Source organism: Rhizobium sp. P43 (assembly GCF_056730705.1).
The window spans coordinates 2,299,366-2,315,274 of the sequence record NZ_CM161539.1; the positions used below are offsets into that span (position 1 = coordinate 2,299,366).

General features: G+C 63.0%; 18 protein-coding genes. 5 read left to right on the forward strand and 13 right to left on the reverse strand.

Annotation, left to right across the window (positions count from 1 at the left end; all coding sequences use genetic code 11):
* Positions 1-177 precede the first annotated feature (177 nt).
* Positions 178-747 carry an alpha-ketoglutarate-dependent dioxygenase AlkB gene (locus AC1PUL_RS11450; RefSeq protein ID WP_480464322.1) on the reverse strand — a complete coding sequence of 190 codons (570 nt, stop codon included), beginning with the start codon at positions 745-747 and terminating at the stop codon, positions 178-180.
* Positions 748-1,060: 313 nt separating this feature from the next.
* A complete protein-coding gene (locus AC1PUL_RS11455) occupies positions 1,061-2,221 on the reverse strand; it encodes a phage portal protein (protein ID WP_480464323.1) in 1,161 nt (386 codons plus the stop codon).
* A 108-nt stretch (positions 2,222-2,329) separates the two neighbouring features.
* Between AC1PUL_RS11455 and AC1PUL_RS11460 the strand changes: the two genes are divergently transcribed.
* Positions 2,330-2,575 (forward strand): hypothetical protein, encoded by a 246-nt coding sequence (locus AC1PUL_RS11460; RefSeq protein WP_480464324.1) that lies wholly within the window; start codon positions 2,330-2,332, stop codon positions 2,573-2,575.
* Positions 2,576-2,688: 113 nt separating this feature from the next.
* Here AC1PUL_RS11460 and AC1PUL_RS11465 read toward each other — a convergent pair whose 3' ends face one another.
* Positions 2,689-2,994, reverse strand: a complete 306-nt coding sequence (locus AC1PUL_RS11465; protein ID WP_480464325.1) for a Dabb family protein — start codon at positions 2,992-2,994, stop codon at positions 2,689-2,691.
* A 79-nt stretch (positions 2,995-3,073) separates the two neighbouring features.
* Entirely contained in the window at positions 3,074-3,694 is a 621-nt protein-coding gene (locus AC1PUL_RS11470; RefSeq protein ID WP_480464326.1) for a glycoside hydrolase family 19 protein, read from the reverse strand.
* A 209-nt stretch (positions 3,695-3,903) separates the two neighbouring features.
* On the opposite strand from AC1PUL_RS11470, the gene AC1PUL_RS11475 reads away from it, so the two are divergent.
* Both AC1PUL_RS11475 and AC1PUL_RS11480 read left to right on the forward strand, forming a co-directional pair.
* Positions 3,904-4,029: a hypothetical protein gene (locus AC1PUL_RS11475; RefSeq protein WP_480464327.1), complete on the forward strand. Its 126-nt coding sequence runs from the start codon at positions 3,904-3,906 to the stop codon at positions 4,027-4,029.
* 351 nt (positions 4,030-4,380) lie between these two features.
* Positions 4,381-4,737 (forward strand): endonuclease domain-containing protein, encoded by a 357-nt coding sequence (locus AC1PUL_RS11480; RefSeq protein ID WP_480464328.1) that lies wholly within the window; start codon positions 4,381-4,383, stop codon positions 4,735-4,737.
* Positions 4,738-5,015: 278 nt separating this feature from the next.
* On the opposite strand, the gene AC1PUL_RS11485 is transcribed toward AC1PUL_RS11480, so the two are convergent.
* The 9 genes from AC1PUL_RS11485 to AC1PUL_RS11525 all read right to left on the reverse strand — a co-directional run bounded on the left by AC1PUL_RS11485 (position 5,016) and on the right by AC1PUL_RS11525 (position 14,909).
* Entirely contained in the window at positions 5,016-6,557 is a 1,542-nt protein-coding gene (locus AC1PUL_RS11485; RefSeq protein WP_480464329.1) for a DNA-packaging protein, read from the reverse strand.
* 343 nt (positions 6,558-6,900) lie between these two features.
* On the reverse strand, positions 6,901-7,392 hold the full coding sequence (locus tag AC1PUL_RS11490) for a hypothetical protein (protein WP_480464330.1): 492 nt from the start codon (positions 7,390-7,392) through the stop codon (positions 6,901-6,903).
* A 159-nt stretch (positions 7,393-7,551) separates the two neighbouring features.
* Complete coding sequence (locus tag AC1PUL_RS11495) at positions 7,552-8,064, reverse strand: HNH endonuclease (RefSeq protein ID WP_480464331.1); 513 nt, start codon at positions 8,062-8,064, stop codon at positions 7,552-7,554.
* Positions 8,065-8,324: 260 nt separating this feature from the next.
* Positions 8,325-9,485 carry a GGDEF domain-containing protein gene (locus AC1PUL_RS11500; RefSeq protein ID WP_480464332.1) on the reverse strand — a complete coding sequence of 387 codons (1,161 nt, stop codon included), beginning with the start codon at positions 9,483-9,485 and terminating at the stop codon, positions 8,325-8,327.
* A 148-nt stretch (positions 9,486-9,633) separates the two neighbouring features.
* Positions 9,634-9,984 (reverse strand): carboxymuconolactone decarboxylase family protein, encoded by a 351-nt coding sequence (locus AC1PUL_RS11505; RefSeq protein ID WP_480464333.1) that lies wholly within the window; start codon positions 9,982-9,984, stop codon positions 9,634-9,636.
* A 249-nt stretch (positions 9,985-10,233) separates the two neighbouring features.
* The gene (locus AC1PUL_RS11510) at positions 10,234-10,437 is read right to left on the reverse strand and encodes a heavy-metal-associated domain-containing protein (RefSeq protein ID WP_210314909.1); all 204 of its coding nucleotides are present in this window, start codon (positions 10,435-10,437) and stop codon (positions 10,234-10,236) included.
* 204 nt (positions 10,438-10,641) lie between these two features.
* Entirely contained in the window at positions 10,642-11,085 is a 444-nt protein-coding gene (gene cueR / locus AC1PUL_RS11515; protein ID WP_480468559.1) for a Cu(I)-responsive transcriptional regulator, read from the reverse strand.
* A gap of 481 nt (positions 11,086-11,566) precedes the next feature.
* Positions 11,567-14,275 (reverse strand): heavy metal translocating P-type ATPase, encoded by a 2,709-nt coding sequence (locus AC1PUL_RS11520; RefSeq protein ID WP_480464334.1) that lies wholly within the window; start codon positions 14,273-14,275, stop codon positions 11,567-11,569.
* A 334-nt stretch (positions 14,276-14,609) separates the two neighbouring features.
* On the reverse strand, positions 14,610-14,909 hold the full coding sequence (locus AC1PUL_RS11525; protein ID WP_480464335.1) for a type II toxin-antitoxin system RelB/DinJ family antitoxin: 300 nt from the start codon (positions 14,907-14,909) through the stop codon (positions 14,610-14,612).
* 167 nt (positions 14,910-15,076) lie between these two features.
* Between AC1PUL_RS11525 and AC1PUL_RS11530 the strand changes: the two genes are divergently transcribed.
* A complete protein-coding gene (locus AC1PUL_RS11530) occupies positions 15,077-15,406 on the forward strand; it encodes a type II toxin-antitoxin system RelE/ParE family toxin (RefSeq protein WP_480464336.1) in 330 nt (109 codons plus the stop codon).
* Positions 15,403-15,684, forward strand: a complete 282-nt coding sequence (locus AC1PUL_RS11535; protein WP_480464337.1) for a helix-turn-helix domain-containing protein — start codon at positions 15,403-15,405, stop codon at positions 15,682-15,684. Before AC1PUL_RS11530 ends, AC1PUL_RS11535 begins: the two co-directional genes overlap by 4 nt.
* Positions 15,685-15,909: the final 225 nt, after the last annotated feature.

Genomic DNA, 15,909 nt, shown 5'->3' on the forward strand with positions numbered 1-15,909 from the left:
GCTGCGGCCGGCGCCCCTCTTCCTCTTCAGCCCAAGTCGAGCCCTTCACCCGTCAGGTGAAGTCGACACAAATTTCCGAATCCCTGGAATCGCTTGGCAGTGAAAGCTCACAGTCTGATTCCGCCGGTTGATTTGATGGATGAAGTCGCGGCCGGTCCCGCCTGACAGTGCCTTCGGTCAAAACCGCATGGTCCGAAAGGTCAGCGACACCCGCCGCTGCCGCATCACCCGCAGCCCGTCTATCACGTCCGACCGCCGCGCCGGGATCGCATGCGTCCAGTCACGCCGCGCCGGTCCGGCAAGCACCAGCAGCGAACGCGGCGGCAAAATGACCGCCCGCGTCTCGCCGCTCTCAAGGCAATCGAACCGCATCTCACAGGCCGCGAGCAGACTGAGCGAGGCGACCACCTCGCCGAAACAGGGCTCACAATCGACATGCGCGCTGATCCCCTGCCCGGGCCGATATTCATTGGCAATCACCTGGTCCGGCACGGCTAAGAAAAACCCGTCCGCCACCAGCCGCTCCGCCAGTCCCTGCAGCATCTCCCGCAGCGGCCCGATCCGGCTCTCCACCGTGGCGCGCCTCGCCCGGTAGTCATAGCGATAGCCAAAATGCCGAACCCGCCGCTTCAGCTCGTCGCTCCACGCGCCGGCGTCGAGGAAGGCGATCAGCGCGGCTTCCTGCTGAGGGGTGATCCAGTCGGGGGTGAGACTGGCACCGGGTGGAAGGTGGGGCTGGGTCTCCATGGGCGAGTGTCCGTATAGGTCAAGCGAGCATCCTAGCGTGGACGCGCTAGGCCGGCATCCGTATGATGCTGGGGTATTGCCAGTGGAACGGATCCCCTCACTTGCGAAATCTGAAGTTTAGGCGGCTTGCGCTCGCCTAAGCCTTCGATTTCGCTTTCTCCCCCACAGAGGGGGGAGAGGGAACGCGCCGCCAGCCGCATCGACACCTCTCCCCCTTGTGGGAGAGGTTACAAAATCGAGGGCTTAGCCCGATCAGGGCTAAACCTCAGATTTTGTTGGTGAGGGGATCAGCGCTTTTGGCACAACAAACCCCTCAATACCCCACCGCCTCACGCTTCTCCTCATCCGTCAGAAACGCCGCCGCCCCCACCCGCGCCCAAAGCGCATCGCGCTCCACTGACAGCCCCGCCACCGTATCGAGATCCGGCACCAGCCTAACTCCCTCCCCGGTCAGCTCCCCCAGAAACACCGAAAGCGACGCCCCGGTCCGCGTCACCAGCGGCAGCACGGTGAGGCGATAGAAGGCGCGGTTCGCCTCCTGGTAATTGGCATAGGTATTGTCGCCGGGAATGCCGAGCAGCATGGGCGGCACGCCGAAGGCGAGTGCTATGTCGCGGGCAGCGCCATTCTTCGCCTCGACGAAATCCATGTCCTTGGGCGAAAGTCCCATCGATTTCCAGTCGAGCCCGCCCTCGAGCAAAAGCGGTCGCCCGGCGCGCATGGGACCGGAATAGCCCTCGTCGAGCTCCACCTTCAGCCGCTGATACTGATCGGCGGAGAGATTGCCGCCCTCCTTCGGCTGATAGACCAGCGCGCCGGAAGGCCTTGCCGAATTGTCGAGCAGCGCCTTGTTCCAGCGCCCCGCGGCATTGTGTAGATCAAGTGCCACTTGCGCTGCCGCCAGCGGCGCAAAACCCTCGTGATCGTCGAGCGGGTGAAACAGCTTCAGATGCAGGAGCCCGTCCAGCGCAATCCGCCTGGCCTTCGTGCCAGCGCGGTAGTCATAAGCCAACGGCCAGCCATCCGCTCCGGTCACCACGCTCACCCGGTCCGGGCGAAGCAAATGCAGTTCCGCCCTCCCAGCACCGATGGCCACCGCCTCGACGTAAGAATTGCCCGAAAGCAGCAGCTGGCCATACAGCGTTTCCAGAAAATCCGCCCCCGTCATCGCCCCGTTCGGCCGCGCCAGCAGCGCAAGGGCCGGATGCTCTGGCCGCTCGGTCTCACGCTGATAGGCCAGAAAACCGATGCTGGCGGCTGCTTCGGACACCAGACGCACGCAGCGATGCGCCACAGGGTTCTTCATGAACCCCTCCCGCGACAGCGCCGCATAGGACCTGCCCGTCCACCGCGCCTCGCCCTCGCCCGCTATCAGCGCCAGGGCCGTTCCGGGACGGGGGTTGAGCGCCTTTTCTTCGGGCAAAGAGGTTCGATCCCGGGCCACAGCCCAGGGCAGACGGAAGGGGAGTTTCATCGGGGTGTCCTTGTTACAGGAGATGGTGACAGCGGAATTTCATCTTGGCCGGACGCCATCCCTGGATTACCATCTCAGGGTTGCATGCCCAACATATCGGGGAGACCGATGGAAAAGTCCAAGACTGCCTTGAACGTCCTGATCCGCAACGAAACTCAGAAGCTGACGGCGAATTTCATCAACACCTGCGGGACGACCATGGTGGCCATCGGCGTGCTGACACCAACGATCAACGCCATCGTGACAGATCCAAGCACGCTCAGTCCGCTTGCCGTCTTGGGATTCTCAGCATTCGGCGTTATATTGCATCTGTGGGCACAAACATTTCTCTTGGACCTGGAGGAAGCACCATGATGGACATCACCGCCACCAGCGGCTTCTTCAACCAGGCCGGCCTGTTCCTGCTCGGTTTATCGATCCTCGCCGGTCTCTACCTGCTGCTGCGCCGGCGCCAGAGCCGCTGAGCCTTAAAGCCTCGCCCCCACCGCATCCCCCACCACATAATCCGCCGCATAGCGCTCCTCGCGCAGCGGCTTCACGCGCCGGATGCTCTCCTCATAGAGCGGATGCGCCTTGTAGGCGGCAAGCGCTGCCTCATCCTCGAATTCACCGTAGACCACGAGGTCGATGCTGCGGTGAAAACCGTCGGTCTTCACATTGGTGCCGATCTCCAGCCGCGTCGCACTCGGGATTTCCGTCAGGATCGACAGCCCCGCCCGCACAGCCTCAAAGTTCTCGGGGCTGACAGTGAAGAAGACGATGTGGCGGATCATGGGGCACCTCGAAGAGCTGTTGCAGCGCACCAGCCGATAGCATCGCGCGAGCCGCCGCTCAATGCGCCGCTTGGCCGCTTCACACCATGAGCCCGGCCCTGATCGCCGCGTCGAAACTCCGCGCCGTCACCGCGATCTTCTTCGCCCGGTCCGTCCCGTTGACGATTTTTCGCGCCCCCGTCCAGTCGGCCTTGCTGCCGGAAAAGAAATCCGCAAGCCTTGCGCCCGAAAACAGCCCCTCGGTCATGCCGACCACCAGGATCGTCGCCGATACATCCATCCTGAGCGCCAGATCCGGCTCGGCGACGAGGTCGAGCCCGGTCACCCGGCTCATCCTCGCATAATTCTCGCGATGGGTGATCTGCACCAGACCCCGCCCATAATAGCTCCGCCCCGCCGCGTCTCGCCGCCAATAGGGCGTCGTCACCGTCGGCAGCTTGCCACCGCGCCAGGCCCGTTCCAGCCGGTTGACGGCCTCCTCATCGGTCGCCGCCAGCGTCTCGCGCACCGCCTGCATGGTGCCGGCGGTCTCGTGATGCGCCGTCGCCAGTATATAGGCGAGCCAGCGCGGATCGGCCCAGCCGCGCGCTGAAAAGCGCGTCAGCACCGCCTCCACGCCCTCCACCTGGCCCTGGGTGAGCCGCCCGCCGAACACGGCGTTGCGCAGCCCTGCGAAGACGATTCGCCGGTCGATCCGCATGGTCAGATCCTCAATGTCGGGAAAGCAGAGGCCCGCAACGCCGGTTGGGGCGGCAGAGCCATGAAAAAAGTTCAGAATTAAAACGATTGAAGAAATTTCAATCGTTTAGAGCTCGTTCCGTTCATATTTACAAAGGTTTAACGCTGTGGAACTTTGCCGCCCACAGACACGTTTGGAGCGCAATACTTCCAAACCCGAGGAGGGAAGAGATGCAGACGAACACCACGACCAAGACCACCGCCCCGGCTACAATCCCGGCCCATGTCCTCCAGCGCCTCGAAAACGAATGGCGCCAGGTCCGCCAGCCGACCCCGCCGAGCAGCCAGGCGAAGTAACCCGATTCACCGCATTGCGTGACGAGACCGGCATCCGAAAGGGTGCCGGTTTTTTTCGTTTGGATGCCAGCTGAACCGATCCCCTCACTTGCGAAATCTGAAGTTTAGGCGGCTTGAGCTGGCCTAAGCCTTCGAATTCGCTTTCTCCCCCACAGTGGGGGGAGAGGGAGCGCGGGGCCAGCCGCATCGACACCTCTCCCCTTTGTGGGAGAGGTTACAAAATCGAGGGCTTAGCCCGATCAGGGCTAAACCTCAGATTTTGTTGGTGAGGGGACCCGTTCCGTTGGCACAACACCCCCCTGCCACCACAACCCAAAGGCGCATACTGACCCAATCCAACAAGCCAGTCCCATGCGCCACGAACCAAAACCCCTTGATCGAGCCCGGGCGCGCCAGATGCGCGCCGACCCGACCACGCCCGAAGCCATGCTCTGGCGTGCGCTCCGCGACCGCCAGCTCGCCGGCGCCAAATTCCGCCGACAGGTCCCGCTGCGCGGCTATATCCTCGATTTCGTCTGCTTCGAAGCGAGGCTGATCATTGAGGTCGACGGCGGCCAGCATGGCGACAGCCTCCACGATCTTAACCGCGACGCCCTCTTCCGCGCCGAAGGTTTCCGCATCCTGCGTTTCTGGAACGACGAGGTCCTGCAGCATCTCGATGATGTCTGCCGTCACGTTCTCTCAGAACTGCGCAATTCGGGCGAGTGAGGGTGCCAACGGAACCGCTCCCCTCACACACAACGGGGAGAGGTGTCGATGCGGCCAGCCCCGCGCTCCCTCTCCCCCCACTGTGGGGGAGAAAGCGAAATCGAAGGCTTAGGCGAGCGCAAGCCGCCTAAACTTCAGATTTTCGCAAGTGAGGGGATCAGTTCCGTTGGCACAATCATCACCGATCCCCTCACCAACAAAATCTGAAGTTTAGCCCTCAATCGGGCTAAGCCTTCGATTTTGTAACCTCTCCCACAAAGGGGAGAGGTAGCCCCACCTCACACCCCGCGTATCCTTGGCTCCCCCCCGCCCTCCAACATCAGCGCCGTCAACGCCCAGACCAGCGAATCCAGCCGGTCCGGCGAGCGCCCGTTCGACAGTCCCTCCGGGCCGAAATCACACATCTGGTCCTCCAGCTCGACAAACCGCCCCGCATGCAACACCCGCCCCTGCTCGTACAAGGCCGCCACCGGTTCGGCGCGCAAAAACTTGCCGCGCGTCGCCCGCACCACCGTCACCGGCAGCCGCGCCTCGATGCCCTCCAGCACGGCGCGCACCATGTCGCCGCCCTGGTTGACCTCGGCCACCACCCGGTCGGCCTCGAAGCGCCTGAAGGCCGAGACCACCGCCCGGGCCCAGCCCGCCGGGCCGGCGCCCTCCACCGAACAATCCGCCAGCACCACCGCCTGGCCATTCTCCTTCAGCCCCGCGACGACGATGCCGCAGCAGGCCGAGACACCACCGGCCGGCGGATCGACCGCCACGACGATGCGCCGCAGGGGTTCGGCCAGTTTCACCACGATCTCGTCGAGCCGCGCGCGCTTCCAGAGCGCATCCGGCCGGTCCTCGATCAGCTCGCCATCCAGCTCCTGCCGCCCAAGCCTCGTCCCGCCATAACGGGCGGCAAGCGCGCTCAAAAACCCCGGCGCCAGGTGCGCCGCATTGGCCGACGTTGCCATCCTGGTCAGCCGCGTCGCCTCATCCGCCATCAGCCGCTTCAACAGCGGCACCGGCCTTGGCGTCGTCGTCACCACCTGGCGCGGATCGTCGCCGAGCCGCAGTGCAAATTGCAGCATGTCGAAGGTCTCATCGGCATGTTTCCATTTGGCGAGCTCGTCGCACCAGGCGAGATGAAATTGCGGCCCGCGCAGGCTTTCCGGGTCTTCCGAGGAAAAGATCTGCGCAATCGCCCCGTTCGGCCAGACAAGCCTACGTCTCGAAATCTCCACCTCCGGCCGCATCTGCCTGGCAATCCTGGTCAACCCGGAGGCCCCGTCGATCATCACCTCGCGCGCATCGCCGAGCGTTTCCGCCACCAGGGCAATGCGCAAATCCGTCCTTTTACCCGCCGCGATCACTCGCGCCTGCACCCATTCGGCCCCGGCCCGCGTCTTGCCCGATCCCCGCCCGCCGAGGATCAGCCAGCTCCGCCAATCTCCCTCCGGCGGCAATTGCTCGGGCCGTGCCAGAAGCGTCCAATCGCGTGCGAGAAAAGCGAGGTCGGAAGGGGTAAGCCGCGAAAGGTCGAGCGGTCCCTCAGGGCGGGCGGCCACATCTGCGCCACTCCTCACCGCCCCTGCCGCCACCCGCATGTCCAGCACCCGATGCCGTATAACAGCCTCCGGAGCCTCAAGCCCCGCCGCCGCCCAGGTCTCAGGCGCCATCGTCGTGCAAAGCGTCTCCGCGCCGGCCTTGACCCTGCTAGCATTCACGGCGAGCGCCTCAATGTCCCCCGCCATTTTGCCGATCACCACAGACGCGGCGCGCTCATTCTTCACCCCCCGATCCCGCATCCGCCGTCCCAGGGATTTCCGCGTCATCGGCAGCCTCCTTGGGCGATTATGCCAAACAGCTCAAAACCTCACGGCACCCCTCATGCTGAGGTGCCCGCGCCAGCGGGCCTTGAGGTATCCGGTTGATCCGGTGCCAGCTGAACCGATCCCCTCACCAACAAAATCTGAGGTTTAGCCCTGATCGGGCTAAGCCCTCGATTTTGTAACCTCTCCCACAAGGGGGAGAGGTGTCGATGCGGCTGGCCCCGCGCTCCCTCTCCCCCCACAGTGGGGGAGAAAGCGAAATCGAAGGCTTAGGCGAGCGTAAGCCGCCTAAACTTCAGATTTCGCAAGTGAGGGGATCGGTCCAGTTGGCAAGCCTTTTCCATCATCAGGCCTCGAAAACTTGCCCAAGCCCCACTCCCGGCGGTCCCCGCCCCTCGCCCAGGCCAGCCACCTCCGCCATCCTTGCCGCCACCGCAGCCTCCAACCGCTCAGCCACCGCCGCCTCGACCCTTGCGGCAATCAATGCCTCTATCTCGCCGCGCAAAACCTCCGGATCACGCGCCTCGATCAGCCGCTCGTCGGCATCCAGCCGATCGCGCTCCAGCTGGCGCAACAGGGCATCGATCTTTTCCAGTGTGCGCACGATCAGCGCGATCGCATCGGTCGCCGCCTTGATGTCGGCGCGCGCCTGCTTCGCCAGCCCCTCGTCGGCCCCGTCGATCAGGCTCTCGGCGCCGGCCCGCAGGCGGCGAAACAGGTCGAACTGGGCACGCATCTCGCTGGTGAATTCATTGAGCAGCGCCACCAGATCCCCCGCCCCCGCCGCTTTCACCTCGATCACCTCCGGCAATGCCTCGTCCATATGCGCGCCGAACATGGCCCCCTCCGAAACGAAAAAGGGCCCGCCAAGCGGACCCTTCGCAAAACCTCTCCCGGAAGCGCTTGAACCCTCCGGCCACAGCTTCCTGATCATGCCAAAATCCTATCCCGTGACCGTCACGCTGTCAAGGATTATTTTCCTATTTCACTCAGGGCATCAAAGTTCGTCCACTCCTAAGCTGCTTACGAACTCCCTCCCTTTATCTGTGATGTAAATGATGTCGGGGGTCGTCTTGATGCCACTGACCGTCATACCCGCGCCAATCTGGTACAAGCCAACATACCCAGCATCACTCAATCTTTTGAGAAGTACCATCATATATGCGAGCCAGGGGATACCTTCGTTTTTATCAGTTAAAGCGAGTTGGAACAGAACATCCATCTCCAACTGTGAAAACTTGTCGTGCGCAAATCGAAGATTAGATTTGTATATCCTTAGACTTTTCCTATCGATTTCACCTCGATCAGCCCGCCTATGACAGTTCGGACAGATTGCGATCAGGTTATCGTAATCATGGGTCTGACACTGTGACCACGGTACGATATGATGAATGTCGACCTCTATATGTCGGCATGTCGGGATAGCACATCTATGCCCTGCCTCAATTAGCACACGTCGACGAAGGTCAGCGCCAATAGCCGGGCGTGCCTCTTCATTGAAATTGCTCATTCTATGATCCAATTCTCCCTACTAGCAGCGGCCAACCGTTTTTTGATGCCACAAAGTAGCGCAGTTCAACCCGAGAGCAACATGAGATTCGGCAACTACAAGTTTCCCGATTTACGGGGAGATCGATGAAGATTGGCGAAGATGCGGCTCATAACCTCTCGCCTCCGGCGGGGTTTGGTGTTTGCGGCCGCCGCTCTCCCCCTCATCTTGAGGCGCCCCTACAACGCAGGGGCTTCGAAGGATCCAGGCCACCAGCCCCCTCAACCCGCCTTCGACCTGTTCCGCCCGGCGCTCTTCGCCTCATAAAGCGCCAGATCCGCCCGGATAATCAGGTCGCGGGCGTCGCGCATGCCGCCCTGTTCCGTGCCGGCATAGCCGACGGAGACGGTCACCGCCGACAGCCCGTCGGCGCGGGCCGGATGCGGAATGGCAAGCTCGCGGACCGTGCGCACCAGCCGGTCGGCGAGAAATGTGCCGCCGGTCTCGGCATCGACGGCAAACAGCAGCGTGAATTCCTCGCCGCCGTAACGCGCCACGAAACCATCGTGGCGGGTGGCGAAGGTCGAGAGGGCAGAGGCGATCCGGCGCAGGCAATCGTCGCCGGCGACATGGCCGAAGCGGTCGTTGAAGGCCTTGAAATGATCGACATCGACCATCATCAGCAGCACCTCGTCACGCGTCTCGATCCAGCGATCCAGCGTCTCGTCGAGATGCCGGCGGTTGGCGATGCCGGTCAGCATGTCGGTCAGCGTCAGGTCGCGCAATTCGTCGCCACGGCGCTCGGCCCGGTCGGCGCGGTTCTGGGCGTCATAGCGGGCAAGATAGGTGAGACAGCGTTGCCGCTCGACATGCCAGTTGCCGTAGAGCGTGAAAAACAGCCCTGTCACCACCTGAACGGTCAGGGGAAACACCAGGTTTTGGTCGAGATCGGGCTTGTTGTGGATCACCCAGAGCGCGGTCAGGCAGGTGACCGAGGTGAAGATCAGCGCCCATCGAAAACGCAGCACCAGCAACATGTTGCCGAAGAGCAGGACGAGCGGCAGTTCGCCGAGTGTGTAGCTCGCATAGCTCGATTGCGAGGCATAGAGCAGATAAAGCGGCAAAAGGCTGGCGACGAACATGCCACCCAGCAGCAGAAGCTCGCGGACAGCAGGCGGCACGCGCGGCACGAGGTAGAAGATCAGCAGCGATCCCGGCACGAGCACGAAGAGGCGCATTGCCACCGTGAAGGGCTGGATATCCGCCATCAGGTGCAGGCTGGTCAGGTTGTAGATGTTGTAGACGATCAGTCCGACAATGATGGCGTGACGCAAATGCCGGATGCGCTCGTCGCCGAAATCGCGTTCCTCGGCGCGCTCCACCACGGGCGGCATGCGCAACAACCAGTTCAGCCGCCCTTTCGCATTCACCTCAGTCCGCATGCCTGCCATCGCCTGTCTGGCAGCGACCACTTCGCTGCCACACGATGAGCATGCCCGGCGCGTACAAATTTTCTGCTAATTTAGCGCTATCAAAGCCGAACCAGGACGGAGAAATTTTGGGCTGAACGCCCGCCGCCCCTTCGACCGTTCAGGCCTCCGGCCCGCCAAACTGCTCCCAGGCAGCCATGGCGTCGCCGGCATACATCAGCGAAGGCCCGCCGCCCATATAGACTGCAAGCCCCAGCGCTTCCTCGAACTCGGCCTTGGTGCAGCCAAGCTTGATCAGCGCTTCCGTGTGGAAACCGATGCAGCCATCGCAGCGGGTGGAGATCGCAATGCCGAGCGCCACCAGTTCCTTCACCTTCTTCGACAGCGCCCCGTCCTTCGTCGCCGCCCCCGCCATGGCCGAAAAGCCCTGCATCACATCGGGAATATCCTTGCGCAGCGTCTTGATCCCGCTGGAAATATCCCGGGTGATAGCGATGTAGTCCTTACTCATGGCGATGCCTCCAAAATATATACGATACTTCATATATATTGAGGATGGAGGGGATTGCAAGGGATGGAGCGGCGGTAGCGAGTAGCGAGTAGCGAGTAGCGAGTAGCGAGTAGCGAGTAGCGAGTAGCGAGTAGCGAGTAGCGAGTAGCGAGTAGCATTCAAGTCGCCTATCGGCCGGTCAAGCCCTTGCCCGTTCGACCTGCCCCCTCCCACTATTCGCTATTCGCTATTCGCTACTCCCTCCCGCACTCACCCTTCCCGCACCGGCGTATAACCCGCCTCGCGGATCGCCTGTTCGGCCAGCACGGCATCTCCCTCGACAAAGGCCTTGCGGGCGGCGAGATCGATGGTGACGGCCTTGCCCGGCAGCACTTCGGCCAGCGCCTTGACCACCGTCTTTTCGCAATGGCCGCAGGTCATGTCCTCGATCCTGAAAATCGTTTGTCCGATCATGGTGTTATCCTTCCTTCTTCCCGACGGGTTTCACCCGCCGCTTTGTTGTCTCTGGCTTGCGCCATCACGGCGCGGCTCTGGTCTGCACGGCACTTCGCAAGCGCGACCCACCCTGACCCCTGACGGGGCGCTGCCGGCGAAGCCGCAAGAGGGTGTCGCGCTTGGCACCTCGCGTCCTTTCTGCACCTTCCCATGGGGGCAAGGTCAATCCCCGCAGCGGTCCCCGGCCTTCGCTTTGCCGGCGGTCTTTTGCCGCAGCGGTCTGCCCTCGAGGTCGGCGAGGATCGGGCAGTTCGGCCGGTCATTGCCCTGGCAGCGCTCGGCAAGGTGCACGAGCGTGTCGCGCATCGCCTGCATCTCGGCGATCTTTGCTTCCAGTTCCTCGACATGGGCGAGCGCCAGGGCCTTCACCTCGGCACTCGCGCGCTCTTTGTCGTCCCACAACTTCAACAGCCGCTCGGTCTCCTCCAGCGAGAAACCGAGATTGCGCGACCGCCGCACGAAGCGCAGCCGGTTGACGCTGTCACTATCATAGACCCTGTAATTCGAGGCCGTCCGCCCCGCCGGCGCAATCAGCCCGATCTCCTCGTAATAGCGGATCATCTTGGCCGAAACGCCCGAGGCGGCAGAGGCCTCACCGATATTCACCGTCATCGTTTCTCCTTCCTTCTCCTCTCCCCCTTGTGGGAGAGGTTACAAAATCGAGGGCTTAGCCCGATCAGGGCTAAACCTCAGATTTTGTTGGTGAGAGGCTCGGTTCCAGTGGCAGCTTTCACCATTCATCGCGCGACTTCTCCCCCTTGGTGGGGGAGAAAGCAAAATCGAGACTTAGGTCCGCGCAAGCGACCTCAAGTCTCAGATTTTGCAAGTGAGGGGGTTGGTTCGGGCCTGCCCGCAGCACCAATCCCCTCACCAACAAAATCTGAAGTTTAGGCGGCTTACGCTCGCCTAAAGCTTCGATTTTGTATCCTCTCCCACAGGGGGAGAGGTGGAAACCGCCGGGCTCCGCGCACTCCACCCTCCCCTTGAGGGGGAGGGTCGGAGCGAAGCTCCGGGGTGGGGTGAGCCGGCGACGTACACAACATCACCCCACCCGCGCGTTCCGCGCGACCTCCCCCTCAAGGGGAGGTCAAAACCCCGTCACCTTCGCCGCCCGCAGCCGCAATGCATTGGTCAACACAAACACACTCGACAGCCCCATGGCAGCAGCCCCCAGCATCGGCGAAAACGTCACGCCGAAGAGCGGATAAAGCAGCCCCGCCGCCACCGGTATCAGCGCCACATTGTAGCCGAAGGCCCAGAAGAGGTTCTGGCGGATATTGGCCATCACCCGGTCCGAGAGCTCGATGGCATGCAGCGCGCCCATGAGATCGCCGCCGACCAGCACGACATCGGCACTTTCGATCGCCACATCCGTGCCCGTGCCAATCGCAATCCCGGCATCCGCCGTGGCAAGTGCGGGCGCATCATTGATGCCGTCGCCGACAAAGGCGACCTTCTCACCTTTTGCCTGCAGCTCCTTGATCGCGCTCACCTTTCCCTCCGGCAGCACTTCGGCCACGACCGCATCGATGCCTGCCCTTCTCGCCACGGCCTCTGCCGTGCGCCGGTTGTCGCCGGTCACCATGACAAGCTTCAGGCCCCGCGCTTTCAGCGCCGCAATGGCCTTGGCACTCGTCGGCTTGATCGGATCGGCCACCGCAATCGCGGCGGCCAGTTTCCCGTCGATGGCCACATAAAGCGGGCTTGCGCCTTCATCGGCGAGACGTGTCATTACAACTGTGAGACTGGAGGCAAAGTCCCCCTCTGTCCTGGCGGACATCTCCCCCACAAGGGGGGAGAGACCGTGTGGCCGAGCGTCGGCAGAGACAGCCCCTCCCCCTTGTGGGGAGGGGTTGGGGAGGGGATTTTCTGAGTGACCATGTGGCATCACTCCGAGCTTCACCATGAACCGGTCGGCACCGGCAGCCACCCGCCGCCCGTCAACCATCCCGGTCACGCCAAACCCCGCCACCGCCTCGACCTGATCCACGATTGCCAGCGCAATGCCCCGCCCTTCCGCCGCCCTTACGATGGCATCCGCCAGCGGGTGCTCCGAACGTGCCTCAAGGCTTGCCGTCAGCCGCAGAACCTCCGCCTCAGCAAAGCCCTCTGCCGTCACGATCTCCGTCACCTCCGGCTTGCCGGCGGTGATCGTGCCGGTCTTGTCCATCACCACCCATTGGATATCCGCCAGGCTCTGCAGCGCCTCGCCCTTGCGGAAGAGCACGCCGAGTTCGGCGGCGCGGCCTGTGCCGACCATGATCGAGGTCGGGGTGGCAAGCCCCATGGCGCAGGGGCAGGCGATGATCAGAACGGCCACCGCCGCCACCAGCCCATGCGTATAGGCGGGCTCCGGCCCGAGCAGCAGCCATAGGAAAAAAGTCATAAGCGCGATGCCGATGACAGCGGGCACGAACCAGGCGGTCACCTCGTCGACGAGCTTCTGGATCGGCAGTTTTGCCCCTTGTGCCTCCTGCACCATGCGGATGATGCGCGAGAGCAACATGTCGGCGCCCACGCCGGTTGCCTCGAAACGGAAGGAGCCGGAACCATTGACCGTACCGCCGATGACGGTGGCGCCTGGCCCTTTTTCGACCGGGATCGGTTCGCCTGATATCATCGCCTCGTCGACGGCACTTGCCCCATCAATCACCCGGCCATCGACCGGAATGCGCTCGCCCGGACGCACCACGACGGTATCCCCGAGCTTCACGTCGGACAGGGCCACGTCGTATGTCGCGCCGTCGCGCTCCACCCGCGCGTTCCTGGCCTGCAGGCCCGCAAGCTTGCGGATCGCCGCCCCCGTTCGCCCCTTGGCGCGGGCTTCCAATAGGCGTCCGAGCAGGATCAGCGAGACGATGACGGTTGCGGCCTCATAATAGACGAAGCGCGCGGTCTCCGGCAGCAGGCCGGGCGCAAAGGTCGTCACGACAGAATAGAGATAGGCCGCCCCGGTGCCGATCGCGACCAGCGAATTCATGTCGGGGGTCAGCCGCAGGAGGGCCGGAATACCCTTCACGTAAAAGCGCCGACCGGGGCCTGCGAGCACCGCTGTCGCCAGGGCAAACTGCAGCAGATACAGGCTGTTGCCCGGGAAGACATCCATCAGAACATGATGCAGCGGCGGATAGATATGCGCCCCCATCTCCACGACAAAGAGCGGCAAAGTGAGCACAAAGGCGATCAGGAAATCCCGCTTCAGCGCGGTGATTTCCTTCTCGCGCCTGATCTCGCGGCCATCGACGGCCTGGCCTGTCGAACCCACCCGACGCGTGGACGTCACATCATCGGCCCCGGCATGGCCACAAGCCTCCTGCCCGCCCGCCGGCGAACCGCTCTCACCACCGGACAGCCTGACGGCATAACCCGCCTTGCCCACGGCTGCGGAGAGCGCCGGCAGGGCGGAGACACCGCCCAGCACCGTCACCACTGCCTCGCCGGTCGCCAGATTGACGCTCGCCGTCTTCACCGATGGCACCGCCTTCAGCGCCTTTTCGACCCGCAAAACGCAGGAGGCGCAGGTCATGTCCTCGACCTCCAGCACCAGCGTCTCGGCCTTCGCCTCGTAACCGGCCTTGCCGATCGCAGCCAGCAGAGCCTCTGCCGAAAAGCCCGGCCCCGGTTTCAGAACAAGGGTTTCACTGGCAAAGTTCACAGAGCTTTCGGCCACGCCCGGCACGGCGGCTGCGGCCTTTTCCACCCGCCGCACACAGGATGCGCAGGTCATGCCCTCGACGGGCAGAAGGATGGTATCGTCAACGTTCTTGGCCACATCGGGCCTGGACTGCATGTTCATGGAATTCACCTCTGGCAAACACCATGGACCTTCCCATCATGGGAGGGTCAAGGGGTGGGGTGAGGATTTTTGCCTGGCGGCCTGATGTGTTGCCCCACCCTCCCCTTGAGGGGGAGGGTCGGAGCGCAGCTCCGGGGTGGGGTGACGGGCGCAACGTCAGCGTTGATCAAAAAGGTCCCAACTCGTAGCCAAGTCACCCCCACCCGCCGCTATGCGGCGACCTCCCCCCTCGAGGGGGAGGTGAGGTGCGCCTACGGGCGCCGTGAACGAAAGTGCGCCACCAGTTCAAAGATCGCCATACGGTCAGCAATTGCCAGAGCTGACCAGGTGAGCCTCACCGGCCAGTATCCTTGGCGACGGCCGCCTCTCGGCGCTGTGCGAAGATGTTCGCCACAGCATCATCTTCGACATCGTCGCGCACATCTTCCAGCGCCTCGCGCACCTTGGCGCGGAACCAGGCATCATGCATGGCGGGATCCGAGAGGAGTTCGATCGGGAGAGCGCCTTCGTTGGCGGTGCGGGTCAGCAGAATGCGCACGGCATCGGACACCGTCAGCCCCATGCCCTCCAGCACGGCGGCCGCACGGTCGCGGATCTCGGGATCGATGCGAGTCTGGACGAGTGCGTTGGTCATGCCGTTCTCCTCACAGCACTGTACTTCAATTGCATGACGTCGACAATCACGCGCCCACCACCCTCCTCTTGAGGGGCAGGGTCGGAGCGCAGCTCCGGGGTGGGGTGAGGATTTGTTGCGGAGAAATCTGGAATTGCGGTTTATACAAAATTTTGTATGATCCCGCCATGAAAGCCGTGCTCTTCGTCGGCAGCGCTCTTGATGACCTCCGGCAGTTCCCTGCCGGAGCCAGACGTGATGCGGGCTATCAGCTGGATCGCGTGCAGAACAATCTGGAGCCGAGCGACTGGAAACCCATGTCCGGCATAGGATCCGGCGTTCAGGAAATCAGGATCAGGGATTTGAGCGGCGCCTTCCGGATCATCTATGTCGCGAGGTTCGTCGAGGCGGTCTATGTCCTGCATTGTTTCCAGAAGAAGAGCCAGAAGACGGCGCAGCGGGATCTCGAACTTGCCGCGAGGCGTTACGAGCAATTGATGAAGGAGCGAAAGGCATGACCGGGGACAGCGATACAAGCATCTGGGACGTCCTTGAAGACAGCCCGGCGGAAGCCGAGACCATGAAACTGCGGTCCAAACTGATGATGGCCCTGGAACAGCACATCAAAGCCAAGAACTGGACCCAGGCCGAGGCCGCCCGGCGTCTGGGCGTCACACAGCCGAGAATCTCCGACCTAAAGCGCGGCAAGATCGATCTCTTCGCACTCGACGGTCTCGTCCAGATGGCCCTTGCTGCCGGCCTGACGGTCGACCTGCAGATTCGCGACGCCGCCTGATGACACCCTCCCCTTGAGGGGGAGGGTCGGAGCGGAGCTCCGGGGTGGGGTGACGGGCACGACGTTAGCGTTGCTCAAAAAGGTCCGAACTCGTAGCCAAGTCACCCCCACCCGCCGCTTTGCGGCGACCTCCCCCTCAAGGGGGAGGTGGGGTGCGCACATCCCTTTGTACATTGATGGGCTTGCCGCCACGCCTCGCAGCACCTAGGCATGAACGCACATCGG